General features: G+C 72.3%; 28 protein-coding genes. 13 read left to right on the top strand and 15 right to left on the bottom strand.

Annotation, left to right across the window (positions count from 1 at the left end; genetic code table 11):
* The first annotated feature begins 97 nt into the window (after nt 1-97).
* Nucleotides 98-574 (top strand): nitroreductase family deazaflavin-dependent oxidoreductase, encoded by a 477-nt coding sequence (locus ACQEUU_RS04285; RefSeq protein WP_433060553.1) that lies wholly within the window; start codon nt 98-100, stop codon nt 572-574.
* Here the strand turns inward: ACQEUU_RS04285 and ACQEUU_RS04290 are convergent.
* Both ACQEUU_RS04290 and ACQEUU_RS04295 read right to left on the bottom strand, forming a co-directional pair.
* Nucleotides 524-1,513: an LLM class flavin-dependent oxidoreductase gene (locus tag ACQEUU_RS04290; protein ID WP_433060556.1), complete on the bottom strand. Its 990-nt coding sequence runs from the start codon at nt 1,511-1,513 to the stop codon at nt 524-526. The two genes, ACQEUU_RS04285 and ACQEUU_RS04290, sit on opposite strands and share 51 nt — an antisense overlap.
* A gap of 54 nt (nt 1,514-1,567) precedes the next feature.
* Nucleotides 1,568-2,152, bottom strand: a complete 585-nt coding sequence (locus tag ACQEUU_RS04295) for a TetR/AcrR family transcriptional regulator (protein ID WP_433060559.1) — start codon at nt 2,150-2,152, stop codon at nt 1,568-1,570.
* A gap of 52 nt (nt 2,153-2,204) precedes the next feature.
* Between ACQEUU_RS04295 and ACQEUU_RS04300 the strand changes: the two genes are divergently transcribed.
* Nucleotides 2,205-2,927, top strand: coding sequence for a CPBP family glutamic-type intramembrane protease (locus ACQEUU_RS04300; RefSeq protein ID WP_433060562.1), 723 nt, complete (start codon nt 2,205-2,207; stop codon nt 2,925-2,927).
* Between the two features lie 171 nt (nt 2,928-3,098).
* Nucleotides 3,099-5,114, top strand: coding sequence for a CehA/McbA family metallohydrolase (locus ACQEUU_RS04305; RefSeq protein ID WP_433060565.1), 2,016 nt, complete (start codon nt 3,099-3,101; stop codon nt 5,112-5,114).
* On the opposite strand, the gene ACQEUU_RS04310 is transcribed toward ACQEUU_RS04305, so the two are convergent.
* Both ACQEUU_RS04310 and ACQEUU_RS04315 read right to left on the bottom strand, forming a co-directional pair.
* Nucleotides 5,111-5,305 carry a hypothetical protein gene (locus tag ACQEUU_RS04310; protein WP_433060568.1) on the bottom strand — a complete coding sequence of 65 codons (195 nt, stop codon included), beginning with the start codon at nt 5,303-5,305 and terminating at the stop codon, nt 5,111-5,113. The two genes, ACQEUU_RS04305 and ACQEUU_RS04310, sit on opposite strands and share 4 nt — an antisense overlap.
* A gap of 31 nt (nt 5,306-5,336) precedes the next feature.
* A complete protein-coding gene (locus ACQEUU_RS04315) occupies nt 5,337-5,804 on the bottom strand; it encodes a MarR family winged helix-turn-helix transcriptional regulator (RefSeq protein ID WP_433060571.1) in 468 nt (155 codons plus the stop codon).
* 131 nt (nt 5,805-5,935) lie between these two features.
* Here ACQEUU_RS04315 and ACQEUU_RS04320 point away from each other — a divergent pair, with 131 nt between their 5' ends.
* Both ACQEUU_RS04320 and ACQEUU_RS04325 read left to right on the top strand, forming a co-directional pair.
* Nucleotides 5,936-6,481: a hypothetical protein gene (locus tag ACQEUU_RS04320; RefSeq protein ID WP_433060574.1), complete on the top strand. Its 546-nt coding sequence runs from the start codon at nt 5,936-5,938 to the stop codon at nt 6,479-6,481.
* A gap of 65 nt (nt 6,482-6,546) precedes the next feature.
* Entirely contained in the window at nt 6,547-7,839 is a 1,293-nt protein-coding gene (locus tag ACQEUU_RS04325) for a TIGR04013 family B12-binding domain/radical SAM domain-containing protein (RefSeq protein ID WP_433060577.1), read from the top strand.
* Here the strand turns inward: ACQEUU_RS04325 and ACQEUU_RS04330 are convergent.
* Both ACQEUU_RS04330 and ACQEUU_RS04335 read right to left on the bottom strand, forming a co-directional pair.
* Nucleotides 7,836-8,102 (bottom strand): hypothetical protein, encoded by a 267-nt coding sequence (locus ACQEUU_RS04330; protein ID WP_433060580.1) that lies wholly within the window; start codon nt 8,100-8,102, stop codon nt 7,836-7,838. The genes ACQEUU_RS04325 and ACQEUU_RS04330 overlap by 4 nt on opposite strands.
* Before the next feature lie 60 nt (nt 8,103-8,162).
* Nucleotides 8,163-8,699 (bottom strand): VOC family protein, encoded by a 537-nt coding sequence (locus ACQEUU_RS04335; RefSeq protein ID WP_433060583.1) that lies wholly within the window; start codon nt 8,697-8,699, stop codon nt 8,163-8,165.
* Nucleotides 8,700-8,734: 35 nt separating this feature from the next.
* On the opposite strand from ACQEUU_RS04335, the gene ACQEUU_RS04340 reads away from it, so the two are divergent.
* Together ACQEUU_RS04340 and ACQEUU_RS04345 are read left to right on the top strand one after the other, a co-directional pair.
* Complete coding sequence (locus ACQEUU_RS04340; RefSeq protein ID WP_433060586.1) at nt 8,735-9,184, top strand: MarR family winged helix-turn-helix transcriptional regulator; 450 nt, start codon at nt 8,735-8,737, stop codon at nt 9,182-9,184.
* A 59-nt stretch (nt 9,185-9,243) separates the two neighbouring features.
* Nucleotides 9,244-9,429, top strand: coding sequence for a hypothetical protein (locus ACQEUU_RS04345; RefSeq protein ID WP_270152514.1), 186 nt, complete (start codon nt 9,244-9,246; stop codon nt 9,427-9,429).
* A gap of 57 nt (nt 9,430-9,486) precedes the next feature.
* On the opposite strand, the gene ACQEUU_RS04350 is transcribed toward ACQEUU_RS04345, so the two are convergent.
* A complete protein-coding gene (locus tag ACQEUU_RS04350; RefSeq protein WP_433060590.1) occupies nt 9,487-10,707 on the bottom strand; it encodes a saccharopine dehydrogenase family protein in 1,221 nt (406 codons plus the stop codon).
* An 84-nt stretch (nt 10,708-10,791) separates the two neighbouring features.
* On the opposite strand from ACQEUU_RS04350, the gene ACQEUU_RS04355 reads away from it, so the two are divergent.
* The 4 genes from ACQEUU_RS04355 (at nt 10,792) to ACQEUU_RS04370 (ending at nt 14,977) form a co-directional block, all read left to right on the top strand.
* On the top strand, nt 10,792-11,499 hold the full coding sequence (locus ACQEUU_RS04355; protein WP_433060593.1) for a TetR/AcrR family transcriptional regulator: 708 nt from the start codon (nt 10,792-10,794) through the stop codon (nt 11,497-11,499).
* A gap of 54 nt (nt 11,500-11,553) precedes the next feature.
* Nucleotides 11,554-12,267, top strand: coding sequence for a DUF998 domain-containing protein (locus tag ACQEUU_RS04360; RefSeq protein ID WP_433060596.1), 714 nt, complete (start codon nt 11,554-11,556; stop codon nt 12,265-12,267).
* 62 nt (nt 12,268-12,329) lie between these two features.
* A complete protein-coding gene (locus ACQEUU_RS04365; RefSeq protein ID WP_433060599.1) occupies nt 12,330-14,594 on the top strand; it encodes a sensor histidine kinase in 2,265 nt (754 codons plus the stop codon).
* Nucleotides 14,591-14,977 (top strand): DUF742 domain-containing protein, encoded by a 387-nt coding sequence (locus tag ACQEUU_RS04370; protein WP_433060602.1) that lies wholly within the window; start codon nt 14,591-14,593, stop codon nt 14,975-14,977. The genes ACQEUU_RS04365 and ACQEUU_RS04370 overlap by 4 nt, the downstream gene beginning before the upstream one ends.
* Here ACQEUU_RS04370 and ACQEUU_RS04375 read toward each other — a convergent pair.
* The 5 genes from ACQEUU_RS04375 to ACQEUU_RS04395 all read right to left on the bottom strand — a co-directional run bounded on the left by ACQEUU_RS04375 (nt 14,974) and on the right by ACQEUU_RS04395 (nt 20,374).
* Nucleotides 14,974-15,546 (bottom strand): GTP-binding protein, encoded by a 573-nt coding sequence (locus ACQEUU_RS04375; protein WP_433060605.1) that lies wholly within the window; start codon nt 15,544-15,546, stop codon nt 14,974-14,976. The two genes, ACQEUU_RS04370 and ACQEUU_RS04375, sit on opposite strands and share 4 nt — an antisense overlap.
* The gene (locus ACQEUU_RS04380) at nt 15,527-15,889 is read right to left on the bottom strand and encodes a DUF742 domain-containing protein (protein WP_433060608.1); all 363 of its coding nucleotides are present in this window, start codon (nt 15,887-15,889) and stop codon (nt 15,527-15,529) included. The genes ACQEUU_RS04375 and ACQEUU_RS04380 overlap by 20 nt, the downstream gene beginning before the upstream one ends.
* Entirely contained in the window at nt 15,886-16,290 is a 405-nt protein-coding gene (locus tag ACQEUU_RS04385; RefSeq protein ID WP_148036208.1) for a roadblock/LC7 domain-containing protein, read from the bottom strand. Before ACQEUU_RS04385 ends, ACQEUU_RS04380 begins: the two co-directional genes overlap by 4 nt.
* The gene (locus ACQEUU_RS04390) at nt 16,287-18,437 is read right to left on the bottom strand and encodes a sensor histidine kinase (protein ID WP_433060611.1); all 2,151 of its coding nucleotides are present in this window, start codon (nt 18,435-18,437) and stop codon (nt 16,287-16,289) included. Before ACQEUU_RS04390 ends, ACQEUU_RS04385 begins: the two co-directional genes overlap by 4 nt.
* A 215-nt stretch (nt 18,438-18,652) precedes the next feature.
* Nucleotides 18,653-20,374, bottom strand: a complete 1,722-nt coding sequence (locus tag ACQEUU_RS04395; RefSeq protein ID WP_433060614.1) for an NAD(P)-binding protein — start codon at nt 20,372-20,374, stop codon at nt 18,653-18,655.
* A 305-nt stretch (nt 20,375-20,679) separates the two neighbouring features.
* Between ACQEUU_RS04395 and ACQEUU_RS04400 the strand changes: the two genes are divergently transcribed.
* Complete coding sequence (locus tag ACQEUU_RS04400) at nt 20,680-21,327, top strand: hypothetical protein (protein WP_433060617.1); 648 nt, start codon at nt 20,680-20,682, stop codon at nt 21,325-21,327.
* A 44-nt stretch (nt 21,328-21,371) separates the two neighbouring features.
* Here ACQEUU_RS04400 and ACQEUU_RS04405 read toward each other — a convergent pair whose 3' ends face one another.
* The 3 genes from ACQEUU_RS04405 to wecB all read right to left on the bottom strand — a co-directional run bounded on the left by ACQEUU_RS04405 (nt 21,372) and on the right by wecB (nt 25,098).
* The gene (locus tag ACQEUU_RS04405; protein WP_433060620.1) at nt 21,372-21,782 is read right to left on the bottom strand and encodes a DUF302 domain-containing protein; all 411 of its coding nucleotides are present in this window, start codon (nt 21,780-21,782) and stop codon (nt 21,372-21,374) included.
* A gap of 82 nt (nt 21,783-21,864) precedes the next feature.
* The gene (locus tag ACQEUU_RS04410; RefSeq protein WP_433060622.1) at nt 21,865-23,901 is read right to left on the bottom strand and encodes a glycosyltransferase family protein; all 2,037 of its coding nucleotides are present in this window, start codon (nt 23,899-23,901) and stop codon (nt 21,865-21,867) included.
* 66 nt (nt 23,902-23,967) lie between these two features.
* Complete coding sequence (gene wecB, locus ACQEUU_RS04415; RefSeq protein ID WP_433060625.1) at nt 23,968-25,098, bottom strand: non-hydrolyzing UDP-N-acetylglucosamine 2-epimerase; 1,131 nt, start codon at nt 25,096-25,098, stop codon at nt 23,968-23,970.
* Nucleotides 25,099-25,280: 182 nt separating this feature from the next.
* Here wecB and ACQEUU_RS04420 point away from each other — a divergent pair, with 182 nt between their 5' ends.
* Complete coding sequence (locus tag ACQEUU_RS04420; RefSeq protein WP_433060628.1) at nt 25,281-26,840, top strand: glycosyltransferase family 4 protein; 1,560 nt, start codon at nt 25,281-25,283, stop codon at nt 26,838-26,840.
* Nucleotides 26,841-26,874 lie beyond the last annotated feature (34 nt).

A 26,874-nucleotide genomic window follows, 5' to 3' on the forward strand; every position in this document is an offset into this window, starting at 1 on the left:
GCCGGTCCAGGTCGAACGGCGTCACCACCGCCGTCCCATAGGCCCGGGCGCCCGTGGTCTTGACCTCGACCCTGGTCGACGTTCCACACTTGCCCGCATGGACGACGTGATCGACAGCCCGACGGGCTGGGTGGCCGAGCATATCCGCCGCTATGTGGAGACCGACGGGGAGAGCGGGCACCTGTACAGGGGGTTGCCCACGCTGCTGCTCACCACCCGGGGCAGGAAGTCGGGGCGGCTGCGCCGCACGGCGCTGATCTACGGGCGGGACGGCGACCGCTATCTGCTCGTCGCCTCCAACGGCGGATCCGCCGGGCACCCTTCCTGGTATCTCAACCTGACCGCCGACCCGGAGGTCGCCGTACAGGTGCGGGCCGACAGGTTCGCCGCCCGCGCCCGCACCGCCACCGAGGAGGAGAAGAAGGAGCTGTGGCCGGGGATGGTCGCGGTGTTCCCGACGTACGACGCCTACCAGTCCAGAACGGACCGGGACATCCCGCTGGTGATCCTGGAGCGGGTGCCGTCAGGCGGGGACGAGGCCCTGGACGTCGGCGAGCAGCTCGAAGGAGCGTAGCCACGCCTCGCGGTCGGGGGCGGCCGACACCGCGATGAGCTCGTCGGCGCGGGCATGCCGGGCGAACCGGTCCAGGTACTCCTTGACCTCGCCGGGCGTGCCGACGGCCGAGTAGGTGGTCATCTGGAGGATCTGCTGCCCGGCCGGCGACTCCAGGATGGCGTCCGCCTCCTCGGCGGTGAACTCGCGGTCGCGGCCCAGGAGCAGGCTCACCCGGTTGCGCTTGGCGGCCAGGAACTGTTCCTCCGCCTTCTCCCGGGTCTCGGCGGTGATCACGTTCACGCCGGCGATCACGTACGGCTCGGCGAGCTGCGCGGACGGCTTGAACTCGCGCCGGTAGAGCGCGACCGCCTCCTCCAGCGCCGCGGGCGCGAAGTGCGAGGCGAACGCGTACGGCAGCCCGAGCATGGCGGCGAGCTGGGCGCCGAACAGCGACGACCCGAGGATGTACAGCGGCACGTCGGTGCCCTTGCCCGGGGTGGCGTCCACGCCGGGGATGCGGGAGTCGCCGGTCAGGTAGCCCTGGAGCTCCAGCACGTCCTGCGGGAAGCTGTCGGCCGAGGCGGGGGTGCGGCGCAGCGCCCGCATGGTCACCTGGTCGCTGCCGGGCGCCCGGCCGAGCCCCAGGTCGATCCGGCCGGGGTGCAGCGTGGCGAGCGTGCCGTACTGTTCGGCGATGGTGAGCGGGGAGTGGTTCGGCAGCATGACGCCGCCCGCGCCCAGCCGGATCGTGCTCGTGTGCGCGGCCACGTGCGCGATCAGCACGCTGGTGGCCGAGGACGCGATCGACGGCATGTTGTGGTGCTCGGCGTACCAGATGCGGCTGTAGCCCCACTGCTCGGCTCGCCGCGCCAGCTCCACGCTGCCCGCGAAGCTGTCGGCCGCGGTCTCTCCCTTGCCGATGTACGCGAGATCGAGAATGGAGAGAGGCAGAGCCATGGGACATACCTTTCGTTCGTGGGCGCACGAAAGGTAACCGTGGCCGGTATCCCGTTATTTCCGGCCCAGAGCGTTGACCCATAGGCGCACGATGGCCTCCCGGCGCCCCGGATCGTCGAGCAGGGCGCCGTGGCCCTGCGCCTCGACGCCCTGCACCGCGAGCAGCGCGGTGACGTCGGGGTCGTCGGCGCCGAGCCTGCGCAGTTCGCCCGCCAGGGCGGAGGCCAGGGCGCGTTCGGTCTCCCGGAAGAGGGCGACCAGTTCGGGAGTGCGGGGGGCCTGGTCGAACAGGAGCCGGTGCAGCCGGGGCCGGTCCTCGTGCAGGGCGGCCACGCAGGCCACCAGGTCGGTCACCAGCCGGGCCAGGTCGGGCGGCTGCTCCGCGGCCCGTTCGAACACCCGCATGACCTCGCGGGCGGCCGCGTTGAGGTGCCGGTCGGCCAGGGCGAGCAGGAGCGCGTCCTTGTTCGGGAAGTACTGGTAGAGCGAGCCGACGGACACTCCCGCCCGATCGGCGATCTTGTTCGTGGTGGTGGCGGCGTAGCCGTGCCGCTGGAAAAGCTGAGCAGCGGCCTCCAGGATCGCCTCCACCGTCTCGCGTGAGCGCTGCTGGCGGGGGGTCTTGCGGGGGGTGACCACGGGCGCTCCGATGCGAGTACCAAAACCTGAAGTTTACTCGCATTATGGCCTGGTGCTCCCCGACCTGCTCGCCTACACCGTCCGCGTCCTGCCGGGCCTCCTCCTCATCGGCGCCTGCTTCGCCCTGGCCCGCGAGCCGTTGCTGCGCATCGTGGCGCTGGTGCTCGGCTTCGTGCTGATCCGCGACGCCATGACGCCGCTCGGCTTCTGGCGCGTCGGCACGGCCGGGCCGGTGCCGTGGCTGCGCTTCACCGACGCCCCCGGGATCCTGCTGGTGTTCGGCGCCGCCACGCTGGCGCTGACCGCCACCGTGCTGCGCCTGGACGACGACCTGCGGGCCCTTGTGCGCTGGGGCCGTCCGGTCACCGCGATCCCCGGCCTGGCGGGCGGCGCGCTGATAGCGGCCCCGGTGCTCCTCCTGTCGCTCTCCACCCCGGTGGCCGAACGCGGCGGGCCGGTCGCCGCGAGCCTGCTGCCCGCGCTGCTGTTCTTCGCCCTGGCCGGGAACCTGGCCGAGGAGGTGCTCTTCAGGGGCTTCCTGCAAGGCCATCTGGAGCGCTCGGGGCCAGGCCCGGTGCGCGCGGCCCTGCTGTCGGCGGTCATGTTCGCCGCCTGCCATGCCTACCTCGCCTCGACGGTGACCGACCTCGGCTGGCCGTTGCCGGTCTTCACCCTCTACGAGGGCCTGATCTGTGCTTTCCTCCGGCTCCGCCACGGCGTCGTCGCCGCCGCCCTGGCCCACGGCGTGGCCATCTTCCTCCTGTCGGCCGGGTAGCATCCGCCTTGTGAACCGTCGCATCGTCGCCCTGCTCGTCATCATCGGGATGATCGGGATGAGCGGGCTGGCCGTGGTCGTGTCGGCCGTGCAGTCGGGGGGTGGGTGGTAGGGGGCCCTGACGGGGCCCGCGATTCGTGACACGATATCGGTGACTTCGAGGAGTGTCCGATGTGTGACGATCCGCTGCTTCCCGAGACCGTCTCCCGCGCGCTGGCCGACTATCGAGCCCTTCGTGACCGGCACGGCGTCCTCTGGGGCGAGGAGTCCCTGTCGTACGTGGTCCAGGCGCGGGCCACTCTCTTTCTCGAACAGCACCACGACTACTGGGGCACCGGCATGCGGCAGCTCGCCGAGCGCCTGCCCGGGGCGTCGCAGGACGAGATCGACGACCGGATGGGCGAGGTGGACCCCGACCTGCTGGTCCGCGACGCGCTCGGCGGCGAGCTGATCGCCGCCCTGCCCGCGCTGCGGCTGCGGCCCGGGGGCGTCGCGCTGGAGGCCCGCGCGCGGGTGATCCTCGGCGACGCGCCGGTCCGTACGTGGCTGCTGCTGGACTCGAGCCGGGACGAGCCGGCCACGGTGGTCGTCGACGGGGAGCCGTACGAGCTTCCGCCCCGCGGCGCGAGGATCGTCGGCGTGTGCCGTGAGGTCGTCGCCGACGGGGGCCCGGTCGACCTGGCGCCGCTGACCAGGCGGGCGCCGGCGGCCGCGGTGCGGCTGCGCGCCGGGTTCCCGTGCCGGTGGAGCGTGACGTCGGCCGGCGGGCAGGGCTGGTATCCCCAGGGCCGCCCGCCCAAGGCCGACGGGCACGGCACCCCCTACTTCCACGGCGACGACCTCGTGGTGGCGGTGCCGGCCGAGCCGATCAGGGTGACGGTGACCCGCGGCATGGAGTACACCACCGCCGAGGCCGAGCTGACCCCGGCGGCCGGCGCGGAGACCGTGGTCGAGCTGACCCCCGAGCGGCTGTACGACGCGGCGGCCCACGGCTGGTACGGCGGCGACATGCACGTCCACCTCAACTGGATGGGCGAGGAGCCCGCCGCGCCCGAGCTGGCCGCGCTCGCCCAGCACGGCGAGGACCTGCACGTGCTGAACCTGGTCGCGGGGAACGTGGCGAGCGCGCGGGTCTACGACCGTGAGGCGCTCGAACACTGGGTGGGCCGCGACCTGCCGTGGTCGGACGAGCGCCACCTGGCCAGGATCGGCGTCGAGTACCGCAACGACCTGGTGGGCCACGTCGGCGCGTTCGGGCTGCGGGGACTGCCGGAGCGCTTCCACACCGGCTTCTCCGGCGACGTCGACTGGCCCCCCAACGCGGTCGCCTGCGAGGAACTGCACCGGCTGGGCGCCGTGCTCGGCTACGGCCACCCGTTCCACCTGCCGGTCTCCGACACCGACCCGCCGGAGAAGGCGGTGGCGCGCGGGCGCAACTGCTCGGCCAGGGAGATCGTCGCGGACGCCGCGCTCGGCCTGATCGACACGCTGGACGTGCTCAACCACTCCTCGATCACCGCGACGGCCACGGTCTACCGCCGCCTGATCGGCGCGGGCAACCGGCTGACCGTGACCGCCGGCACCGACGCGGTGCTGTCGTTCTGCCACCGCGGCACCTCGTCAGGCCCGCCCGGATGGGAGCGCGTGTACGCCCGGGTGGACGGCCCGCTGACCGCCGAGTCGTTCGCCGAGGCGATCCTCATGGGCCGCACCTTCGCCACCACCGGCCCGTGGCTCGGGCTGAGCGTGAACGGCCACGCCCCCGGCGACACGCTGGACCTGGCGCCGGGTGAGCGGGTGGAGGTCACGGTCACGTCGGTCGGCCCCGAGGTCGGGAACCTGGAGATCCGCACCGCCGACGGCGTGCTGGCCCAGGGGCCGCCCGGCCGCCTGACGGCCGTGCTGGAGGCGGGCGAGCCGACGTACGTGGTCGCGGTCGCCACCGGAGGGCCGCACCCGCGCAGCTTCCACACCGGCGGGGCGTACGCGCACACGAGCCCCGTCTACCTGAACGTGGCGGGCACGCACGTGGCGCGGCAGGAGGACGTGCTGTGGTGTCTCGACTGGCTGGACCGGCTGGAGGCGGTGCTGCGCGAGTCGGGCGTCTTCGCCGCCCAGGACCAGTACGACGACCACGTGGCGCTCTACGACCGCGCCCGCCAGGTCTATCGGGCCAGGCTGGGCTAGCTGAGGCAGAGCTCGGCGGCGGTGGCGGGGGCCGTGTCGTCGTCGAGGCCCTCCAGCAGGATGGCGGCCAGGCTGCGGCGCTGGGCGGCCGTGAGGGTCATGGGCAGCACGATCGGCATCAGCTCGATCGCGCCGGCCGGCAGGTGACGGACATGGCAGGGGACGAGAGAGATCGGGGAGGTGTGGAACACCCCGTCACTATCGCAGGCGCGACCGACAAGATCAGGTCGTTTTCAGGCCGTCCTCGATCCGCGCCCTGAAGGGTCGGCGGTCGAGCGCGTCCAGCGCGGCGCGGACCACTTCGGCCAGCGGCACGGGCAGTTCGGCGTCGAGGTCCGCGACGGCTCGCTCGGTGGCGTCCCATTCGGCCTGGATGTCCGGCAGCGCCCCGAGCGCCCTGTCGGTCAGGTGGACGATGCGGCGGCGGGCGTCGGCGCCCTTCTCCAGGGACACCCAGCCCGACCGGCGCATCTGGGCCACGGTCTGGCTGGCGGCGGAGTGGGTGACGCCGATGGCCCCGGCCAGGTCGTGGATGGCCATCGGGCCCCGCGCGGCCAGGAGTCGCACGACGGGGGAGAAACGCGGCCGGTAGTCGGGCAGGCCCCGGTCGGCGTAGTGCCCGGCGATGGCGCCGTCCATCACTTCGCTCAGGTGGCGGAGCAGGGTGCCCAGCGTGAAGTTCTCTGTCATGACGTCCACTAATATAACAGCACTGTCAGATATTGGGGGAACGCGATGATGCTCGACGTGGGCGACGGCAACCACGTGCACTGGGAGCTCCACGGCGCGCCCGGCGGGAAGTGCGGGTCAGCGAGATCGTCATGGCGGGCGTGGCGACCACCCGCCGGTCCGAGGTCGAGTGGATCACCGAGGGCGTGGGGCGCTACTTCCCCCAGGAGTGGGAACGGTTCCGCGACGCGGTCCCGGCGGACCTGCGCGGCGAGCGGCTCGTCGACGCCTACGCCCGGCTCCTCGCCGACCCCGACCCGGCCGTCCGCGAGAAGGCCGCCCGCGACTGGTGCGACTGGGAGGACTCGCACGTACGGGTCCACGCCGATCACCGGCCCGACCCGCGCTACGCCGACCCGGTGTTCCGGATGCGGTTCGCGCGGCTGGTCACCCACTACTGGCGCCACCACGCGTGGCTGGAGGACGGCGAGATCCTGGCCGGGGTGGAGAAGCTGGGCCACGTGCCGGGCGTGCTGGTCCACGGCCGGATCGACCTGAGCAGCCCGCTGCGGACCGCCTGGGAGCTGTCGAAGGCCTGGCCCGGCTGCGACCTGGTGATCGTGGAGGAGGCCGGTCACGGCACCGGCGGCGGCATGGGCGACGCCCTGAAGGCGGCGACCCGGCGCTTCGCCCCCTGAACCCGCCCAAGGGGCCCGGACCACGGCGGCGTCCGGGCCGGTCGTCGTCGGCTACGCTGCACGGCGTGGCGCTCGCTGTTGACGTGGTGGTCCGATATCGCAAAGCCGTGACCTACGGCGTGCACGCGCTGCTCGCCGCGCTGGAGACCGCCGAGGTCGAGCACGGCCTGAGCCTCGGCACCACCGTCGAGGAGACGGCGGCGCACATCGCCGGCAGCCGGGCCGATCGGGTGCTGGTGCTGTGGTCGTTCTACTCGCCCGACGCCGACGCGATGGCCGCCGAGCTGGCCGCCGTGCGGGCGCTGGCCGACCGCGACGGCGTCCTGCACATCGCCGGCGGCGTGCACGCCACCGCCGAGCCGCAGCAGGTCATCGACGCCGGGTGGGACCTGGCGGGCATCGGCGAGGGCGAGTCGACGATCGTCTCGCTGGTCACCGCGCTGCGCTGCGGCGACCCGCTCACGGACGTCCCCGGGCTCGCGCTCAGGGACGCCGACGGGGTGGCGCTGCGCACCCGGGCGGCGCCCCAGCTCCCGCTGGACGCGTTCCCGTCGTTCCCGGCGCGGCGCGGCCGGTTCGGGCCGATCGAGATCACCCGCGGGTGCCGCTACACCTGTCGTTTCTGTCAGACGCCGTTCATGTTCGGCGGCCAGTTCCGTCACCGGTCGGTGGTGAGCGTGCGCGAGCACGTGCGGGCGATGGCCGGCCACGGGCTGCGCGACGTCCGGTTCATCACGCCGACCTCGCTCTCGTACGGGTCGCCCGGCCCTGATCCCGATCTGGACGCGGTGGAGGAACTGCTGGCCGGGGTCAAGGAGGAACTGCCGCCGCACGGCCGGGTGTTCTTCGGCAGCTTCCCCTCCGAGGTGCGGCCCGAGCATGTCACGCCCGAGGCGATGCGGCTGCTCAAGCGCTACGTGGCGAACGACAACCTGATCATCGGCGCGCAGTCGGGCTCCGACCGGGTGCTGGCGGCCTCGGGGCGCGGACACGACACCTCGCCGGTACGGGACGCGGTGCGGATCGCGGTGGAGCACGGCTTCCGGCCGAACGTCGACTTCATCTTCGGCATGCCGGGCGAGGAGGCCGAGGACCAGGAGGCGTCGCTGAAGCTGGCCGCCGACCTGGCCGAGCTGGGGGCGCGAATCCACACCCACACGTTCATGCCGCTGCCGGGCACCCCGTGGCGGGACGCCGAGCCCGCGTTCGTCCCGCTGGCCACGGTGCGCGAGCTGGACCGGCTGGCCCGGCGTGGCGACGCCTACGGCCACTGGCGCAAGCAGGCCGAGCACGCCGCCAGGCTGGCCGAGGCCGCCAAGGCCTACCCGCGCAGGGCTCGCCGGCGCAGGACGGGTTAGCGTTCGTCGTCGTCCGGGTCGTAGGAGGGCCCCTGGTCGTCGGGGAGCAGCTCCTCCAGGACGCGGTTCACGGCGTCGCCCAGCGGGCGGAACGCGTCGGTGAGGGCGTTCGCCAGCGGCCCGAGGATGTCGGTCACCTCGCGCAGCAGGTCGTCGCTCTTGTCTTCGGGAGGCGACCAGCGCATGGCGTCGGCGCTCAGCGTCTCCCATTCGTCGACGACGCCGTCGATGGCGTCGAGCACGTGGTCAGGATCCCTCGGCATGACGTTCTCCAGGAGAGGAACCGGTCACTGACCACGGTAACCCGGTCGCGCCCGGTTCGGTCAGGCCGGAATGGACACGCCGACGCCGCCGCGCGTGCGGGCGCCGAACCGTTCCTTGGCGGCGGCCAGGTCGAGCGGCAGGATGCGGGCGCGGGCGGCGAGCAGCTCGTCGTCGATCATGGCGGCGGGCACCAGCCAGGAGACCTCGAACTCCAGCCCGTCGGGGTCGCGCGCGTACAGGGCCTTGGTGGTGGCGTGGTCGGAGGCGCCGACCAGCGCGCCGAGCTCGGTCAGCTTGGCCGCGACGCGCTCCAGCTCGTCGAGCGTGTCGACCTCCCAGGCCAGGTGGTAGAGCCCGACGGCGGTGCGCCCGGCGGGTGAGGGCGCGGCGGCCGCGCCGATCTGGAACAGCCCGAGGTCGTGGTCGTTGGTCGAGCCTTCGGCCTGGAGGAACGCGGCGCCGGGCAGCTCCATGACCGGCTCGAAGCCGAGGGCCTCGCGGTAGAAGGCGACGCTGCGCGTGACGTCGCGCACGTACAGGACCGCGTGGTTGAGCCGCTGGACGGGCATGGTGATCTCCTCTTGGGCTGGATTCACCACAAGTATATGAGAGTTCAAGTAAATTGTCAGATGTGACCCGATGGCTGGACGACGACGAGCAGCGCGCCTGGCGGAGCTTCCTGGTGGCGACCCAGCGCGTGCACGAGGCCCTCGACCGGCAGTTGCAGCGCGACGCCGGGATGCCGCACGCCTACTACATGATCCTGGTGGCCCTGTCCGAGGCACCGGAGCGGGCGCTGCGGATGAGCGAGCTGGCCGCGAAGGCGCAGAGCTCGCAGAGCCGGCTCTCGCACGCGGTGGCCCGGCTGGAGGAGCGCGGCTGGGTCCGCCGCGACCGCTGCCCCGAGGACCGGCGCGGCAACGTCGCGGTGCTCACCGACGCGGGCTTCGCGGCGCTGGAGGAGGCCGCGCCGGGCCACGTCGAGGAGGTGCGCCGCGTCCTGTTCGACGTGCTCACGCCCGAGCAGGTCCGCGACCTGCACGAGATCTGCGCCACGGTACGGGACACGCTGGAGCGGTAGCCGGAAACTGTCGGTGCCACGTCGTAGCGTGGCCCCGGTAGTCGTATGAGGAGATGGGGATGTCCGAAGAAGACGCGCTGTTCCGCACGGTCCACGGCATCGCGGGCCGGTTGGCGGGCCGGCCGGTGCCCGTGGTGATCGACGCGCTGGTGCGGCAGCTTCCCCCGGCCCCCGGCATCACCGGCGACGACATCAGACGCATCGCCGAGGAGATCAGCGTGGGGCGCGACCCGTCCGGCCTGTGACGCGGGACGCGCTCCCCGGCCCCGCGGCCGGGGAGCGCGTCTTCCACCGAGTGCCGATCACTGCTCGCGCAGGCCCCAGGGGGATCCGTGCTCCACGAGCAGGTCCAGGAAGGGGCGCGGGGCGAACGCCTCGGGGCCGAGCACGCCCTCGCCCTGCCAGGCGCCGGTGGCGATCAGCTCCAGGGCGACGACGGGGTTGACGGCGGTCTGCCAGACCACGGCCTGCGAGCCGTACTCCCGCATCGACCACTGGTTGTCCACCACGTGGTAGAGGTACACCTCGCGCGGCCGGCCGTCCTTGACGCCCTTCACCCAGGTGCCGGCGCAGGTCTTGCCGTGCATCCGGTCGCCCAGCTCGCCCGGGTCGGGCAGCACGGCGGCCACCACGTCCCGCGGCGAGACGCGGGCGGGGCCGCGGTCGGTCAGCACGGTGACCGGCCGGGTGCCGTCGAGGCCCAGCTCGTGCAGGGTCTTGAGCCGGGAGATGAAGTCCTCGCCCAGCCCGTACTTGAAGGTGACCCGCCCGGCGTCCACCCAGCGGGGCACCAGCAGCACCTCCTCGTGCTCGACGTTCACGCACTCGATCGGGCCGATGCCCTCGGGGAAGTCGAACACTTCCGGCTCGCTGAACGGCTCGGTGGTGAACCAGCCGCGGTCGCGCTCGTAGACGAGCGGCGGGTTGAGGCACTCCTCGATCGTGGTCCAGATGGAGAACGACGGGGCGAACTCGTAGCCGTCGACGGTGAGGTTGGCGCCGTCGCGGACGCCGATCTCCTCGATCTCGTCGAACAGCTCGTCGGCGGCGTAGCGGGCGAACACGTCCGACAGGCCGGGCTCGACGCCCATCCCGACGAGCGCGAGCCGCCCGGCCCGCCGCCAGTCGTCGTCGCGGGCGAACTGCTCGTCGCCGAGCTTGACGCCGACCTTCTCGTACGGGCGCTCGGGGTGCGGCTTCGACATGGACATCGCCATGTCGAGGTAGTGCGCCCCGCCCGCGAGCGCCGCCTCGAACAGCGGCATCACGAAGCGGGGGTCGGTGGCGTTGAGCAGCACGTCGCACCGGTGGTCGAGAAGCAGGTCGATGACCGCCGACCGGTCGGAGGCGTCGACCTGGACCGCGGTGAAACGGGTCTCGCGGGGGTCGAGCGCGGCGACGGCCGCTTGCGCCCTGGACAGGTCGTAGTCAGCGACCACCATATGGTCGAAGAACGCGCGGCGGGTGGCGATGCGGGTGACGGCGGTGCCCACACCGCCGGCGCCCACGAGCAGAATACGCATGATCACTCCTGGTGACAGGGGGGTGCGGGTCCAGGAAATGCCATTAAGCTGGTCAACGTCAATGGTGTTGGCATAAGGAGGGGCATGCCGAAGCGCGTGGTGCCCGACGCGGCGCGGCGGCGGCGCCGGCCCACCCGCCAGGGCCGGGTGCTGAGCCACGACCTGATCATCGACACCGCGCTGCGCATGCTCAGGGAGCACGGCGCGGCCGGTCTGACGGCCAGGCGGCTGGGGCTGGCGCTGGGCGCCGACGCCAGCACCGTCTACCGCTACTTCCGCGGCATGGACGACCTGACCCTGGCCATCGCCGACGCGCTGTTCGCGGCCGCGCTGGAGGGCTGGCGGGCGACCGGCGACTGGCTGGCCGACCTGCGGGCCCTGGGGCTGAGCATCTACCGGGCCTACCTGGCGCACCCGCAGGCGGCCGTGCTGACCGCGAGCCGGGTGGCGGGCCGCCCGCACGAGGTGGCGGTGGACGAGACGATCCTCGGCATCCTGCGCGCCGCCGGCTTCCCCGATGCCGACGCGGTGCGGGTCTACCACGCGTTCATCGACCAGAGCCTGGCCTTCGCCGTCCTCGACGCCGCCTCGCTCGCGCTGCCCGAGGCGACGAGGAGGGCCGACGAGCAGGTCTGGCAGGAGACCTACGCCCGGCTCCCGGCCGTCACCCACCCGCACATCGCCGCCACGGCGCCCCTCCTGGTGGCCAGGATGAACGACAGCGGCTACCCGGCGGCGCTGGACATGCTCCTCGACAGCGCGGCCCGGCAACTCAGGGATCGATCAGGGTGAGGTAGGGGACGACGCCGGATGTCCCCGGGCCGCGTCGGGGGAAGACTCGGTGCCATGACCACAGTGACCGAGGGAAGCTCCGCGCCGGCTCTCACCGGAGGCGGCCGGTTCTCCCTGGGCCCGAGGGCCTATCCGATCGTCGCGCTCGCGGCGTTGACGACCGGTGTGTCCGGCGTGGTGGCCGCGCAGTTCGGCTCCGGCCCGTACCTGGACCCGCTGAACGCGACCGTGAGCGAGTACGCCGTGGCGAGCCGCGGGGGCGTCACGGAGTTCGCGATGGCGGCGGTCGCCCTCGGCTCGCTGGCGCTGCTGGCGGGGCTGCGGTCCGTGAGGGCTCCGGTCAGGGGGATGCCGGAGGGGCTGCTCATGGTGTGGTCGGGGGCGCTGCTGGTGGCGGCGGCGGTCCCGACCACACCGTTCGGCGACGACCCGACGGTCGCGGCCCAGATCCACCGGTACGTGTCGATCGCGGCGTTCGTCAGCCTGCCGGCGGCGGGGGCGCTGCTGGTGCCCCGGCTGGCCCGCGACCGGGTGTGGCGGCCGGTGGCCAGGACCGTCGAGTGGGTGGCCCTGGCGGGCGGGATCGGGCTGCTGGCGATCACGTACGTGGCGCTGCCGGGGGAGCGGGTCATGATCGGACTGGTGGAGCGGGCGCTGCTGGGCGCGGAGGTGGCATTGCTGGCAGTGCTGGCGATCTGGCTGCTTCGCGTGGCCTGGATGGGTACCGTCGTCAAATTTCCGACATATCACAGATTTATCGCTAGTTGATCTTTTCTCGGCCTCGATGAGTGCTATTCTCTCCCGCGATCTTCTATCCGGGAGCAGGTGTCATGGCATCGGGCAGATCCATCCGATTCAAGATCTCGGCGCTGCTCGTCATCCCGCTGGTCTCCCTGGTCGCGCTCTGGGGGTTCGCCGCGAGCACGACGTCAAGGGAGGCGCTCAACCTCCTCAAGGTCGAGACCTTCTGGACGGGGATCGTCGATCACGCCGACTTCCTGGTGGTCAACCTCCAGGCCGAGCGCCTGGCCTCCGCCGAGCTGCTGGCCGGCACCACGACCGACGCCAAGAAGCTGGCCGAGGCCCGCGCCAAGGTGGACGAGGTCAAGCAGCGGCTGGTGGACGGCGCGACGGCCGAGGACACCCAGGCCTCGCTCGACGACGCCATGAAGGCGCGGCTCGCCGAGGTACTCAAGGTCCTCGACCGGCTGCCCGAGATCCGGAGCGAGGTCGACGGCCGGCAGCTCGCCCCGCACACCCTGATCAGCGAGTACGCCACCATCCCGGACACCATCGACCGGCTCTACTCGGCCATGACCGTCAGCACCGACGTCGAGCTGGCCCGCCAGGCCCAGGGCCTGATCATGGCCGCGCAGGTGCGCGAGCTGCTCAGCCGCGAGCACGCCCTGATCGTCGCCGGCAACTCCGCCGTGGACGGCGACGGCTGGACCATGACCGAGATCCACATGCTGGCCGGCATCGACGGCGCGCGCACGTACCTCTTCCCCAAGGCCCTGGCCAACCTGGACGCCGAGATGCGCGCCCCGCTCGAGAGCATGGCCGCCGGCGGCGCCTACGGGACCATGGAGCGGGCGCTGCGGTCCTACGTCGGCGGCCAGCCGGTCGACCTGCGGCTGTGGCGGGGCGCGGTCGAACCGGTGCTGGAGGACTTCACCCAGGGCCTCTACCGGGCCGGCGACATCCTGCTGGCCCGGATGGAGCCCGCCGGCATGGCCATCATCGTGCGCGCCGCCGTCGCGGGCGCGCTCGGCCTAGTCGCCGTCATCCTCTCCATCGTGGTCTCGGTACGGGTCGGCCGGCGGATCTCCCGCGAGCTGGCGGCGCTGCGCGGCTCCGCCGGGGAGCTGGCCGAGGTGCGCCTGCCGTGCGTGGTCGGCAAGCTGCGCCGCGGCGAGCAGGTGGACCCCGCCGCCGAGGTGCCCCCGATCCGGGTGGACGCGGGCGCCACCGGCGAGGTGGCCGACCTGGCGGCCGCGTTCGACAGCGTGCGGGCCACCGCCGTCGACGCCGCCGTGGAACAGGCCCGGCTGCGCGAGGGCGTGGCCGAGGCGCTGCGCAACCTGGCCAGGCGCAGCCAGTCGCTGGTCCAGCGCCAGCTCAAGCTGCTGGACGAGATGCAGCGGGAGACCGAGGAGCCGGAGGCGCTGGAGCGCCTGTTCAGGCTCGACCACCTGACCACCCGGATGCGCCGGCACGCCGAGGGCCTGGTGCTGCTGTCCGGCGGCACGGTCGGCCGGCGCTGGCGCGGCGTGATCGGCGTGGAGGAGGTGCTGAGCGGGGCCGCCGCCCAGGTCGAGGAGTACACCCGGGTGCGCGTCTACCCGATGCCGGAGTGCGGCGTCGGGGGCGAGGCGGTGGCCGACCTCATGCACCTGTTCGCCGAGCTGATCGAGAACGCGGCCGCCTTCTCCGCGTCCGGCAGCGAGGTGTCGATCCGCGGCGATCTGGTCGGCAGGGGCTTCGCCGTCGAGATCGAGGACCGCGGGCTGGGCATGACGGACGAGGCCAGGGAGGCCGTCAACCGGCGGCTGGCCGGCCCGCCCGAGTTCGACCCGGCGCGGACCGAGCAGCTCGGCTTCGCGGTGGTCGGCATGCTGGCGGCCAGGCACGGGGTGAGCGTCACGCTCAAGCCGTCGCCGTACGGGGGGACCACGGTGATCGTGCTGGTGCCCGCGCACCTGATCCAGCCGATGCCCGCGATCCGGCCCCCCGAGCCGCCCGAGCTGGAGTCCGTCGCGGTGTCGGCCGCCGGCAGGGAGGCGCCGCCGGAGGGCGGCTCACCCTCGGACGTCCGGCTCGCCCGCAGCTCCGGACCCGGCGGGCTGCCGCGCCGGGTCCGGACCAGCAAGCGCGCCCCCGAGCAGGCCCATGACTCCGGCCTGCCGCGCCGGGTGCGGACCAGCAAGCGCGTCCCGGGGCCGGCGCCCCAGGCCGACGCGCCGGCCGCCGGGCAGCAGGCCCCGGCGGCGCCGGAACGCTCGCCGGAGGAGACCAGGGCGCTGCTCTCCTCGCTCCAGTCGGGCTGGCAGCGCGGACGTCAGGACAGTGACCAGGACGGGGGGACGCCATCGTGAGTCGGGAGCACGAGTGGGTCGACGAGGAGGCCGGGCCGGTCGTGCGCCCGTACGCGGTGACCCGCGGACGCACCAGGCCCGCGGCCAAGGCGCTGTCCACCGGGCTCGACATGCTGGCCACCGTGTCGCTCACCGGCCGGCCCGCGCCGCCGAAGGCCGAGCTGGGCGTCCAGCACCGCCGGCTGCTGGGCTGCCTGGTCCAGCACGCCAGGCCGGTCGCCGAGGTCGCGGCCGAGCTGGACCTGCCGGTGGCGGTGGTCAGGGTGCTGCTCGGCGACCTGCTCGACTACGGCCTGGTGGCGGTGAAGGCGCCGCGGTCCAAGGCCGCGACGCCTTCGGAGAGCCTGCTGCGTGAAGTGATCAACGGCCTGCGCGCGCTCTAGCCGGTCGTGGTCAGCGTGCGGAGCGAGTGCTCCACGAGCGTGATCATGACTTCCTTGGCCGAGGTGCGCCGCCGCACGTCGCACAGCATCACGGGCACGTCGTCGTCCAGGTCGAGGGCGATGCGCACGTCGTCCACGCTGTGCTGGTCGGCGCCGTCGAAGCAGTTGACCGCCACCACGAACGGGGTGCCGCGCTGCTCGAAGTAGTCGACCGAGGGGAAGCAGTCGGTCAGCCGCCGGGTGTCGGCGATCACGACCGCGCCCAGCGCGCCGTAGGACAGCTCGTCCCACATGAACCAGAACCGCTCCTGCCCGGGGGTGCCGAACAGGTAGACGACCAGCCCTTCCCGGATCGTGATGCGGCCGAAGTCCATCGCCACGGTCGTGGTGGTCTTGGCCTCGACGCCGTCGAGGTCGTCGACGCCGACCCCGCGGTCGGACAGCACCTCTTCCGTGCGCAGCGGCCTGATCTCGCTGATCGACCCCACCAGGGTGGTCTTGCCCACGCCGAAGCCGCCCGCTATGAGGATCTTGAGCGCGACGGGGTCCTCAGAGAGCACGGAGTCCATTGATCACTTCCTTGAGAATGCCCTCACTCGGGCGCGATCCCGCCGTTGAGGGGGCCGACACCGAGATGAGGCCTTGGTCACGCATGTCGCCCAGGAGCACCCGGACGACGCCGACAGGCAGGTCGACCTCGACGGCCACGTCGGCCACCGAGATCGGGGTGCGAGCCGCCCTCAGGATGAGCGACTGCTCGGGGGAGAGGTCGTCCGGAGCGTCCCCCACGGCGCGGACGGTCGCGACGAGGTCGAGACTGTCCCCCGACGACCTCGTACGACCTCGGATGAGGGCGTAGGGCCGCACGATCGGCCCCGCGTCCTCGTCCAGCCACTGCGGGGTATCGCTCATGGCATCGCTCGGGGGTTGGTCGTGATGTGCTGGCCCACCCGCTTGACCAGCATCGCCATCTCGTAGGCGATGTGGCCCACGTCGACGTTGGCGTCGGCGAGCACGGCCAGGCACGTGCCCTGGCCGGCGGCCGTGACGAACAGGAACGCCGACTCCATCTCCACGATGGTCTGGCGTACGTCACCGCCGCCGAAGTGGCGGCCGGTGCCCCGGGCCAGGCTCTGGAAACCGGCGGCCACGGCGGACAGATGCTCGGCGTCCTCGCGGGTCAGTCCCTTGGAGTAGCCGACGGCCAGGCCGTCGGTCGACAGGATGACCGCCTGCCTGACGGCGCCCACCCGGGTCGTCAGGTCGTCAAGGAGCCAGTTCAGCTCACCGGTGTTGGTCGTCGGCACGCTCATGCCTCCCCCTCCTCATCAGCTTCTTCTCGGGCGCGCTGGGTTCCCCGCTGGAACGCGGAGAACAGGTCGCGCACCTCGTCGGGAGAGCGTTCGTTCTTTCGCTCAGGCTCCGGCTCGGACGGCTGGCCGTCTTGGAGCCGGGATGACATTCGGGATGACTTTTGGGATGACTCTCGGGATGACTTTCGGGATGACAATGTGGCCTGCCGGACCCGCCTTGGCAAGCCGGCGTGCGTGCCGCTCACGACCGCCAGGGCCTTCCTTCTGGTCCGGCTCGGCAGCGAAGGCAGCCCGTCGTCCGCGGCGGCGGGCAGTTCCCGCTGGTCGGAGACGAGCTTGTCCGGCACGAACACGATGGCGGTGGTGCCGCCGAACGGTGATCGCCGGAGCAGCACCTTGATGGAGTGCCGCTGCGCCAGCTTGGCGACGACGAACAGGCCGAGCCTGTCGCTGTCGGCCAGGTCGAACTCCGGAGGGTCCGACAGCATGCGGTTGTAGGCGTCGTACTCCTCCTGCTGCAGCCCGAGCCCGCGGTCCTCCACCTCGACGGAGTAGCCGTTGCTGACGCGGTCGCCGCGGACCTGGACCGCGGTGTCGGGCGGCGAGTAGATCGTGGCGTTCTCCACCAGCTCGGCGATCAGGTGGGTGAGGTCGGCGGCGGCCAGGCCGTCGATCGCGCTGCCGGGCATGCTCGCCACGTCCACCCGGGTGTAGTCCTCCACCTCGGCGATGGCCGCCCGGACGATGTCGATCGCCGGCACCGGCTTGCGCCAGGCCCGCCCGGGAGCCGAGCCGGACAGGATGATCAGGCTTTCGGCGTGCCGCCGCATGCGGGTGGTGAGATGGTCGAGCCGGAAGAGCTCCTCCAACTGGTCGGGGTCGTGGGTGCGCCGCTGCATGGCGTCGAGCACCGACAGCTGGCGGTGCAGCAGCCCCTGCTTGCGCCTGGCGAGGTTGAGGAAGACCTGGCCGAGCCCGCGGCGCAGCGCCGCCTGGCCGACGGCGGCGCGCACCGCCGTGGCCTGGACCGCGCCGAACGCGCCCGCGACGTCGCTGATCTCCGCGGAGCCGCTGACCTGGATCGGCTTGGCCTCCTCGGCGACGTCGACCTCCTCGCCCCGGCTGAGCCGCCTGATCAGCTCGGGCAGGCGGCGCTCGGACAGCTCGACGGCGGCCGAGCGCAGCCCGGCCAGCTCGGCGCCGAGCCGGCGGCCGAAGCGCACCGAGATGATGATGGAGGCCAGCACGGCGACCAGGCCGACGCCGCCGGCGACGCCGATCTGGACCTGGGTGGCGGTGGCCGCGTCGGCGGCCCTGCCGCCCAGCTGCGCGGCCGTCCGGGCGCTGATCGCGTCGAGCTGGGCGATCACCTTGCCGGTGGCGTCGTTCCAGCTCGTGGTGTCGGGGGGCGGCGCGCCGCTCCTGATGATCCTGGCCTCCATGGTGGCGAAGGTCAGGAACGCCTCGCTCTTGAAGAGCTCCTCGTACGGCCGGCGCAGCTCGACGTCGAGGCTCGCCTGACCGCGCGCGTGCAGGAACTTCCTGGAGGAGGCGTACTCGGTGAACGCGGCCGCCTCGGGCTCGGTGATCCGGCCGTCGAGCTGGGCGGCGCGGATGAGGGCGTGCTCCCTGAGCAGGAACTCGTGCGCGTTGCTCATCGTCTGCAGCGCGGCGACCTGCTGGTAGACGGCCAGTTCGGGGGCGGGGGCGAGGTGGTCGTAGAACCGGTACATGGCGTCGAGCACCCGGTTGTACTCGTTGAGGCCGAGCATCCTGGTGCTGAAGCCGCCGTCGACGCCGGTGCGGATGGCGGGCAGCCGGGACAGCTCGGCCTGCAGGGTGCTCAGCGGGGTGCGCAGGCCGTCGGTGAGGTCGACGTCGGCCTCGGCGATGGCCTCGCGGAAGGTGTTGAGCGCGGCGTCGGTGCGCCCGCGCTGCTCGCCGAGGTCGACGCTGGGCCTACCGTCGGTGAGTTTGATCAGCGTGCGCTCCCGCTCGGCCTGGAGTTCGAGGCCCAGGTCGGTGGAGGTGACGCCGACCGTCCGGTAGAGGGTGTCGCCGCGCAGCAACGACCAGCCGTCGCTCACGGTGAGGTTGAGCACGAAGCCCCAGAGCGCGCTCAAGGACAGGAGGGGTAACAGCAGCAATAAGAAGATCTTGAACCGAATTGACCGGTTTTGCGAGCCCATGTCCCAACCTCGGAGTCGAGGGCATTTTCACAACCTCTGTGTGAATACACCTCCGGAAGATCGCACAGGAGACTAGCACCGATTAAGCATCCACCGCAGTGGGAGCAACAGGGATGTTCAACGCGATTACCGATGTAAGCCTCAAGAAGGACACGAGGGTATGACCGCCCGCCTCACCCCGCCAGTTCCCGCACGGCCCGGCAGGCGGCGGTGACGGCCGCGTCCGCCCTGGCGGCGGGCGCCGAGTCCGACCCGGCCAGGGCGATCCTGCCGAACCGCCTGCGCGCCGTCTCGGCCGGCGACGGCCCGTCGGGGTGGAACGCGTGCCAGGGACGGCAGTATTCGGGCGAGAACCCATGGCCCCACCGGTAGATCGCGACCGCCTCGACGTCCCTGCCGGGATCGAACCCGGCCGGCCCGAGCAGCCGCGCGAGCTGGTCACGCGCCGAGAACTCCAGCGTCTCGTACGGGGTGCGCAGCAGCGCCTGACGCCCGGCGGCCGATCCTTCGGCCGGGCCCAGCTCCGACCGGCAGGGCGCGGCCACCAGGCGCGCCGTGACGCCGTCGCCGGAGTGGCGGACCAGCTCGCTCAGGCTCCAGTACGCCCCGGTCCAGCGGGTGCGGGCGACGCCGAGCCTCCGCCAGGCGTCCCCGCTCCGCAGCCGCACCACGGCCTCCACCAGCGGCGTCTTGACCGCCGCGCGCAGCGCCTCGCGCTGGTCGCCGGGCAGATCGGGGACGAGGTGCGGGACGACCGCGTGCCAGCAGGCCAGGATCACCGCCCCGGCGCCGACGGACCTGACCTCGTGGCCGTCGAAGTAGCCGACGGTGGCGGAGGCCGCGGTCTCGGCCGGGCCGTCGTTGCGCACGGAGACCACCGGGCTGGACAGCCGCAGCCGGACCTTGCGGCCCAGCCCGTCCAGCATCGCCAGGACCAGCCCGTGCAGCCCGCCGGGCAGGTGCGCGACCCGGCCGGCCGTGCCCCACTCCTTGGCGACCGTGGGCGCGTTGAACGGTGAGGGCTTGCCCGCGTCCAGGCCGAGCCCGGCGAACCCGGGACAGCCGAGCCCCCAGGCGTCCACCGCCCCCAGTGCGCGGGCGTCGTACCCCCAGGCGGCGCTGGGCATGGTCCGGCAGAACCGCTCCGCGTCCGGGTGCACCCCCAGCGTCTCCAGCAGGTAGCGGGAGTAGGTGAGCCCGGCCAGGCGCTCCTGCTTGTCCTCGGGCGAGAGGCCGGGGAACGGGTCGGGCCCGCCCGCGTACAGGCGGAGCAGGTCCGCCCTGGCGTCGTCGGCGACGGGCAGCCGGCCGATCCACCCGTCCGCGGGCGCGCCGGTGTTCACCAGCGTCTCGACGGGGAACGTCTCGCGGTCGCACATCACGCTGTCGTCGGCGCCGCACTCCTGGCAGGGGGTCGCCGCGAGGCCCAGCCGGTCGAGCAGCTCGCCGAACTCGGGGGTCCAGGTCGCGGGCGCCGCCGTCCAGCCGGAGCCGGGACGCTGCGCGTGGCCGCCGGCGGCCTCGTGGTTGTCGAGGATCAGCACCCGCGCGCGCGGGTGGCGGCGCAGCCACTCGTGGGCGGCGGTCACCCCGCTCAGCCCGGCGCCGACCACGACCAGGTCGTAGGACTCCCCGGTCGGCACGGGCGGGTCCGCGTGCTGCCAGAAGCGGCCGTCCCGCAGCGCGTGGAGCACGCTGAGCGCCTGGGAGGTGCCGCCGTGGAACCCGGACGCCGCCGGGGCCGACGCGGCGGCGTAGGCCGTCCCTGCCAGTTCCGGGACGCCCACGGCCGCGACCCCCGCCGTCACCGCCACCCCGTCGAAGAAGTCGCGGCGTGAGATGGCGCGCCGCATGCCCAGTTCGCGTCCCGCCGCCGAACGGCCGATGTCCCCCATGCGGCGATCATCAGTACTCGCCGGAAAAGGCCGTGCGAGGCGCGCGGCGGGTGGGCGAGACTTTGCGCTCCCCTGTTACGGGGAATGCCGTAGGAGAAATGCCGACGAACCTTCGCGTGCGGGCGCGTACCAGGATGTAACCGCTGCTCGGCGGGGGTTGTGAGGGTTTCCCGCCGAACCTGTCGAACCTATGGATAACGCCGTTGCCGCCGCCTGGGAGCCGCGTTTCCCTTAACGTCTTCCCGATGCCGTAGAAGTGAAATGGAGAATTCATGCTTAAGGCATTTTCCGCGGTTTTTCTCAGCATGACGGTCATAGCGGGCTGCGCTTCCGAGAAGACCGCCCCGCAGGCGCCCGCCGCGTCCGCCCAGCCGCCACAGCCCGCGCCCGCCGAGGCGGCCAAGCTCCGCTCCGCGCTCCTCCAGGTGCCCAAGGGCATGGAGGTCGCGTACGGCCCGGAGATCGGCACCTACGGAACGCTCCGGTTCACCAAGCAGAGCCTGGACGCCATCCGCGAGTCCAAGCTGGAGCACCCCGAGTGCGCCGGCGCCACCCAGCTCGACGCCGCCAGGCCGGAGATCGCCAAGGCCCCGGCGGCCGTGGTCAAGTTCACCTCGGCCCGGGGCGTGATCACCCAGTCCGTGATGGCGCTCCCGCCCGAGGCCTTCCCCGGCCCGCTGCCCGACCAGTGCGACGCCTACAGCGCCCAGGTACGCGGCATGGAGGTCGTCTACCGCACCCGCGACCTGGCCCTGCCGCGTCAGGGCGACGAGTCGCGCGCCTACCTCACCACCGCCTCCGGCGGCGAACGGCAGGCCCAGATCGGCACGGTCACGATCAGGCGCGGCGGCTTCGTCATGAGCCTCATGGTCGTCGGCCAGGAGGTCAAGCGCGCCGGTCTGCTGGAGCTCAGCCGGCTCGCCGACCAGAACCTCTCCAAGGCCGCCGTCTGAACCGCGGAGGTCCGGCCGGCGGGCGGGAGCCCGGCCCGTCCCCCCTACGCGGGGGCGAGGGCCGCCGCCTGCCGGCAGATCTTCTCGGTGGTGTCCTCCAGGACCTGCGCGGCGGTGGCCCCCTCCCGCTCCAGCCCGTGGCGGCGCACCAGCCAGTCGGCCGTGTTGTACGTCAGCCGCACGGCGTCCGCGTCCTCCCACACGAGGATCTTGGACGGCAGGTCGATGGCCTCGGTGCGGCGTTCGGCGATCAGGTCGGTCCCGACGGTGGGGTCGCCGAAGAGCACCAGGGTGGTCGGCGGCAGCTCCCTGCCGGCCCGCACCGCGTTCTCCGTGTGGTCCACCCGCGCGAACACGTGGAATCCCACCGCGGCCACCGCCGCGCACACGTCGTCCACCGTCTTGTCGAAGTCCTGGTGACCGGTGATCGTCACCAGGCCGGAGTCATGCCTCATCCGGCCACCATAGGCACGCGCGCCGCGCCACGCCCGCAACACGCCGCCGGGCCTCGACGCGGCTCGGCGCCCAGCTCGGCGCCTAGATCAGCACGTGGTCGTCGGGACGGCCGACGAAGGAGAACTGGGCGTTCCTGGTCAGCTTGATGTGGTCGGCCTGCCAGGTGTGCATCGCGGCGTCGGCGCTGCGCCAGTAGACGAAGTTGAACCGGTCCGCCGAGTAGATCTTGACGCCGTCCTCCTTGAGGCGGCGGACCAGGTGGGTGTCCTCGCCCCGGGTCAGGTCGGGGAAGCGGTAGGTGCGGAACATGTCCGCCGTGCCGAGGAACGTCCCGCCCTGCACCAGGAACGAGTAGCGGTGCTCCAGGCCCGGCAGGCGGAGCATGGTGGTGTTGGAGCCCTCGAAGTACGCGTAGTGGGCGCCCTTGCCGACGAGCTGCGCGTCGGTGTAGTCGAAGGCCCGCACCAGGTCCGACAGGTAGTGCTCGCCGTAGAGGTTGTCGTCGTCCATCTTGGCGATCAGCTCGCCCTCGGCGGCCTCGATGCCCAGGTTCATGCAGGCGCCCAGGGACAGCCCCGGGTCGGCCGGGAGCACGGTCACGTCCGTGACGCCCGCCATGCGGGCCTTGTCGGCCACCACGATCGGGTCGATGTCGAGGCCGTGCAGCACCATGACGAGCTGGAGCGGCCGGTGGATCTGCTTGGCCACCGACGAGATCGCGTGCTCGATCTGGGAGGCGCGGTTGGTCGGCAGCACCACCGAGATCGACCGCGACCGCGGCGTCACCGGCCGGCCGAGCAGCCGGAGCATCTGGTCCACCCGGTGCGTGAACAGGTGCTTGTCGAACACCTCCCGCATGGCCAGGTGACCCATCCGGGCGCGCAGCTCGGGGCTGTTGATCAGGTGCAGGACCTGGTTGTACGACTCGATCGGCTCGCGGGCGACGGGGATCAGCTCGCCGAACGTCTCCTCGATCGCCCGCGACCAGCCCGTCACCACCGGGGTCGCGCAGGCCGACAGCTCGAACACGCGGCGCGCGCACATGGTCGGCGAGTCGAGCACCGAGTTGACGTTCAGGAAGACCTTGTACATCCGGTACGCGGCGAGCATCTGGTCGTAGGGCAGCTCGCCCACGATGTGCGGGCGGTACTTCTCCGGCCAGGCGTACTTCTCGTCGACCTCGCCGTTGCGGGCGAAGATGTGCAGGCCGAGCTCGCGCACCGGGTCGAGCACCGTCTCCATCTGCTCGCGCCGCTCGGGGTGCTTGTCGCGGAAGTACATGCCGGCGAAGACCACGTCGTGCAGCCGGCCCTCGCGCTGCTGGACCGGGTTGTGCACGCGTGGCTGGGCGGCGAACTGGAGCACGTCCACCCGGTCGTGTCCCAGAACTTCCCGATATTTCGGCAGCATGTCGCCGTCGCACGTGAACACGTAGTCGAACAGCTTGGCCGTGTCGATGAAGAAGTCGAAGTTCGGCGGGTCCTCCTTGTTCCAGAAGACCGTCGGGATGCCCTCCTGGCGGCACCAGGCGACCAGCTCGCGCAGCGGCTCCTTGGGCGCGTTGGTGCCGGTCATCTGGTAGCGCCAGCGGCCCTGGTTGCCGTGCCAGGCCGACTCGCAGAACAGCAGGTCGGGCCGCTTCTCCGCGAAGATCTCCGGCCAGTCCTTGAGCCCGAACTCGATCTGGTCCCACTCGTAGCGGAAGGCCATCCTGGAGAAGTCGTCCAGGATCACCGCGACCTTCAGGTCCGGGCGGTTCACCGGGCCGGCCGGCCACTTGACCGCGGGCACCTTGACCTCGGGCGGCCGCTTGCCGGCCAGTTCGACGGCCTCGGTGACCGGGACGGGCGGCTTGGGCGCGCGCTGCCTGGAGCGGACGGCCTCCAGCACCTTGCCCGGGCTCTTCGAGCCGATGGCCTCGCCCAGCTTGAAGGTCCGCTTGGCCTGGGTCGCCTCCAGCTTCCACGTGGCGTAGGCGGCCTTGGCCTCCGCGATCTCCAGCCGGCGGCGCAGCTCCCGGACCTCCGTCTCGTAGCGCTCGACGACCTTGCGCTCCTCGGGCAGCCAGTTCACCGGTCCGAGGCGCTGGAACGTGGGCTCTTCAGGGGTTTCGGCCATGACTATCGCCTATCGCTGGTGCGGAGGTATGTCATAGTACGGCGAGATCCGTACCGAATCTGGGGATTACTCGGAACGGGTCCCCTGGGCCGCGGGCGAGAGGTTGTCCCCCTTCAGCCACGCGGAGATCACCCGGGCGATGCGCGGCCCCGCGGCGCCGTCCCACAGCGGGGGCAGCTCGCCCGAAGGCGTGGCCGCGCCGTCGGCCAGCGCCTTCTCCGCGGCCGCCGGCAGCAGGGCGGGGGTGACCAGCCGGTTCGTGCCGTGCGTGATCGTGATCGGCCGCTCGGTGTTGGGGCGCACGGTCAGGCAGGGCACGCCCAGCACGGTCGTCTCCTCCTGTACGCCGCCGGAGTCGGTGACGACCAGCGCGGCGCCCCGGACCAGTGAGAGGAAGTCCACATAGCCCAGCGGGTCCACCACGCGCACCGACGGGCCGTCCACGAGCCCGGCCTCGGCCAGGCGGGTGCGGCCGCGCGGGTGGACCGGCACCACGACCGGGACGTGCGCGGCCACGCCGAGCACCGCCGAGACCAGCTCCCGGGCCGCCTCCGGGGTGTCGACGTTGGCCGGGCGGTGCAGCGTCGCGACCGCGTACCGCTCCGGCAGGCCCAGCCGGGCGACCACCGGGGCCGGGTCGAGCGACGGCAGCGCCGAGAACAGGCTGTCGATCATCGGGTTGCCCACCAGGTGCGCCTTCGAGGCGGGCACGCCCTCGGCCGCCAGATGGGACAGCGCGTCGGGGGAGGTGGCGAAGAGCAGGTCGGAGAGCGCGTCGGTGACGATCCGGTTGACCTCTTCCGGCATGCTCCGGTCGAACGAGCGCAGCCCCGCCTCGACGTGCGCGGTCTTGATGCCGAGCTTGGCGCAGACGAGGATCGCGGCCAGCGTCGAGTTCACGTCGCCGTAGACGACCACCAGGTCGGGGTGGTGCTCCTGGAAGGTCTCCTCCAGGCCCACGAGCAGGGTCGCCGTCTGCTTGGCGTGACTGCCCGAGCCCACCCCCAGGTTCGCCACCGGGTCCGGCAGGCCGAGGTCGGCGAAGAACACGTCGGACATCAGCGTGTCGTAGTGCTGGCCGGTGTGGATGATGCCCTGCCGCACGCCGAGCTCGCCGAGTGCACGCACCACCGGGGCCGCTTTCACGAAATTGGGACGAGCGCCCAGAACGTGCAGGACCAGGGGGTTCTCCCTCATTGACCTCGCCTTTCATAGCGGAAGGGAAAAAACGTTGCCTATGGTACGGTCACCGCGTGGCATCCGACGCCAGTCCCCGAGACTCCTCTCCGCGTTCCGCTGGGGTGTCCGCGAAGTCCGCCCGTGCCGGCGTCGGTGGACTTCTGAAGGGCTTCATCCAGCATCCGATCATCGTCTCCCGCGTGGTCGTGACCAAGGTCAGGGCCGACCCGGTGCGCGTCGCCCAGGCGGCCGCCGACGCCATGCCGCCGCGGCTGCGCCCGGTCATCGGCAAGGTCGCCTGGCCCGCCGCCCGCCGCGCCCGCCGCGTCGTGCGCAAGCTCGGCATGCGCATGATCAGGGCGCCGTGGAACGAGGCCAAGGAGCACTGGGACGCCGGCCGGGTCAGCATGGCCGCCGACGTGCTGGAACCCTTCACCAAATACCCGTTCGTCAAGCGCCGGGCCGCCTACTACCGCGGCGAGCTGGCCGCGATCAGCCCCGACCCGATCCCGCCCGGCCGCAAGACCGCCGTCGTGGACCGGGTCGCCGGGCGCGTGCTCCATCTCATCACGAACTCGCTCCCGTACACCCAGGCCGGCTACACGGTCAGGACCCACCGCATCGTCACCGCGCAGAAGGCGGCGGGGCTCGACCCGCACGTGGTCACGAGCTGGGGCTACCCCATGCTCCAGGGCCACGCGGACGCGCCCCCGTACGAGGAGCTGGACGGCATCCCCTACTACCGCCTGCTGCCCGACGGGCGCGGCGAGGTGCCGTTCGAGATGCACGGCCGCATGGTCAAGGGCGCCGACGCGGTCACCGGGCTCGTCACCGAGCTGCGCCCGCAGATCCTGCACGCCGCCACCGACCACCGCAACGGTGCGGTCGCGCACGCCGTGCGCGACCGCACCGGCATCCCGTTCGTGTACGAGGTACGCGGGTTCCTGGAGGAGACCTGGGCCTCCCGCGACCCCAAGCGGGTGGGCAGCCAGCGCCACGTGCTCCAGCGCGAGCGCGAGGCGTTCCTGATGCGCGAGGCCGACGCGGTCGTCACGCTGGCCGAGACCATGGCCACCGAGATCGTCGAGCGGGGCGTCCCGCGCGAGCGGATCCACCTCGCGCCCAACGCCGTCGACGACTCGCTGCTCACCGCCCACTACGACGGCGCCTCGTTCCGCCGGGCCATGGGCATCGGGGAGCGCGAGATCGTGGTCGGCTCGGTGTCCAGCATCGTGGCCTACGAGGGCTTCGCCACCCTGCTGCGGGCCGCGGCGCTGCTGCGCGACGAGGGCAGGCCGGTGCGGGTGCTCATCGTCGGCGACGGCACCGAGCGCGAAGCCCTGCTGGAGCTGGTCGCCGAGCTGGGGCTGTCGAGCGCGATCCTGCCCGGCAGGGTCGGGCCCGAGGAGGCCCTGCAGGCCCAGGACGCCATCGACATCTTCGTCTGCCCCCGCGAGGACCTGCGGGTGACCAGGCTCGTCACGCCGCTCAAGCCCGTGGAGGCGATGGCGCTGGGCAAGCCGGTCGTGCTGAGCGACCTGCCGGCCCTGTCGGAGCTGGTCGGCACCGACGGCGCCGGCCTGCTGGTGCCGCCCGGGGATCCGGCCGAGCTGGCCAAGGCGCTCGACGGGCTGGCCCAGGACCCCGCCAGGCGGGCCGCGATGGGCGAGGCGGGCCGCGCCGAGGTCGCAGCCAAGCGCACCTGGGGCCGCGTGGCCGAGACTTACCAAGCGCTGTACCGGACCCTTGCCGAACAATGACCTTCTCTTGGGCTGCCGGTTCTGACGGGTTCCG

The organism is Nonomuraea sp. CA-218870, from assembly GCF_050936535.1.
Classification (GTDB): Bacteria; Actinomycetota; Actinomycetes; order Streptosporangiales; family Streptosporangiaceae; genus Nonomuraea; species Nonomuraea corallina.

Bases quoted from the DNA above. Each gene is read 5' to 3' on its own strand.
- ACQEUU_RS04375 (WP_433060605.1), bottom strand. From the start codon at position 15,546: ATGGACTCCGTGCTCTCTGAGGACCCCGTCGCGCTCAAGATCCTCATA.
- ACQEUU_RS04345 (WP_270152514.1), top strand. From the start codon at position 9,244: ATGTCCGAAGAAGACGCGCTGTTCCGCACGGTCCACGGCATCGCGGGC.
- ACQEUU_RS04350 (WP_433060590.1), bottom strand. From the start codon at position 10,707: ATGCGTATTCTGCTCGTGGGCGCCGGCGGTGTGGGCACCGCCGTCACC.
- ACQEUU_RS04360 (WP_433060596.1), top strand. From the start codon at position 11,554: ATGACCACAGTGACCGAGGGAAGCTCCGCGCCGGCTCTCACCGGAGGC.
- ACQEUU_RS04330 (WP_433060580.1), bottom strand. From the start codon at position 8,102: ATGCCGAGGGATCCTGACCACGTGCTCGACGCCATCGACGGCGTCGTC.
- ACQEUU_RS04400 (WP_433060617.1), top strand. From the start codon at position 20,680: ATGACGGTCATAGCGGGCTGCGCTTCCGAGAAGACCGCCCCGCAGGCG.
- ACQEUU_RS04285 (WP_433060553.1), top strand. From the start codon at position 98: ATGGACGACGTGATCGACAGCCCGACGGGCTGGGTGGCCGAGCATATC.
- ACQEUU_RS04315 (WP_433060571.1), bottom strand. From the start codon at position 5,804: ATGACAGAGAACTTCACGCTGGGCACCCTGCTCCGCCACCTGAGCGAA.
- ACQEUU_RS04385 (WP_148036208.1), bottom strand. From the start codon at position 16,290: ATGAGCGTGCCGACGACCAACACCGGTGAGCTGAACTGGCTCCTTGAC.
- ACQEUU_RS04410 (WP_433060622.1), bottom strand. From the start codon at position 23,901: ATGGCCGAAACCCCTGAAGAGCCCACGTTCCAGCGCCTCGGACCGGTG.
- ACQEUU_RS04405 (WP_433060620.1), bottom strand. From the start codon at position 21,782: ATGAGGCATGACTCCGGCCTGGTGACGATCACCGGTCACCAGGACTTC.
- ACQEUU_RS04395 (WP_433060614.1), bottom strand. From the start codon at position 20,374: ATGGGGGACATCGGCCGTTCGGCGGCGGGACGCGAACTGGGCATGCGG.
- ACQEUU_RS04365 (WP_433060599.1), top strand. From the start codon at position 12,330: ATGGCATCGGGCAGATCCATCCGATTCAAGATCTCGGCGCTGCTCGTC.
- ACQEUU_RS04355 (WP_433060593.1), top strand. From the start codon at position 10,792: ATGCCGAAGCGCGTGGTGCCCGACGCGGCGCGGCGGCGGCGCCGGCCC.
- wecB (WP_433060625.1), bottom strand. From the start codon at position 25,098: ATGAGGGAGAACCCCCTGGTCCTGCACGTTCTGGGCGCTCGTCCCAAT.
- ACQEUU_RS04320 (WP_433060574.1), top strand. From the start codon at position 5,936: ATGGCGGGCGTGGCGACCACCCGCCGGTCCGAGGTCGAGTGGATCACC.
- ACQEUU_RS04380 (WP_433060608.1), bottom strand. From the start codon at position 15,889: ATGAGCGATACCCCGCAGTGGCTGGACGAGGACGCGGGGCCGATCGTG.
- ACQEUU_RS04290 (WP_433060556.1), bottom strand. From the start codon at position 1,513: ATGGCTCTGCCTCTCTCCATTCTCGATCTCGCGTACATCGGCAAGGGA.
- ACQEUU_RS04305 (WP_433060565.1), top strand. From the start codon at position 3,099: ATGTGTGACGATCCGCTGCTTCCCGAGACCGTCTCCCGCGCGCTGGCC.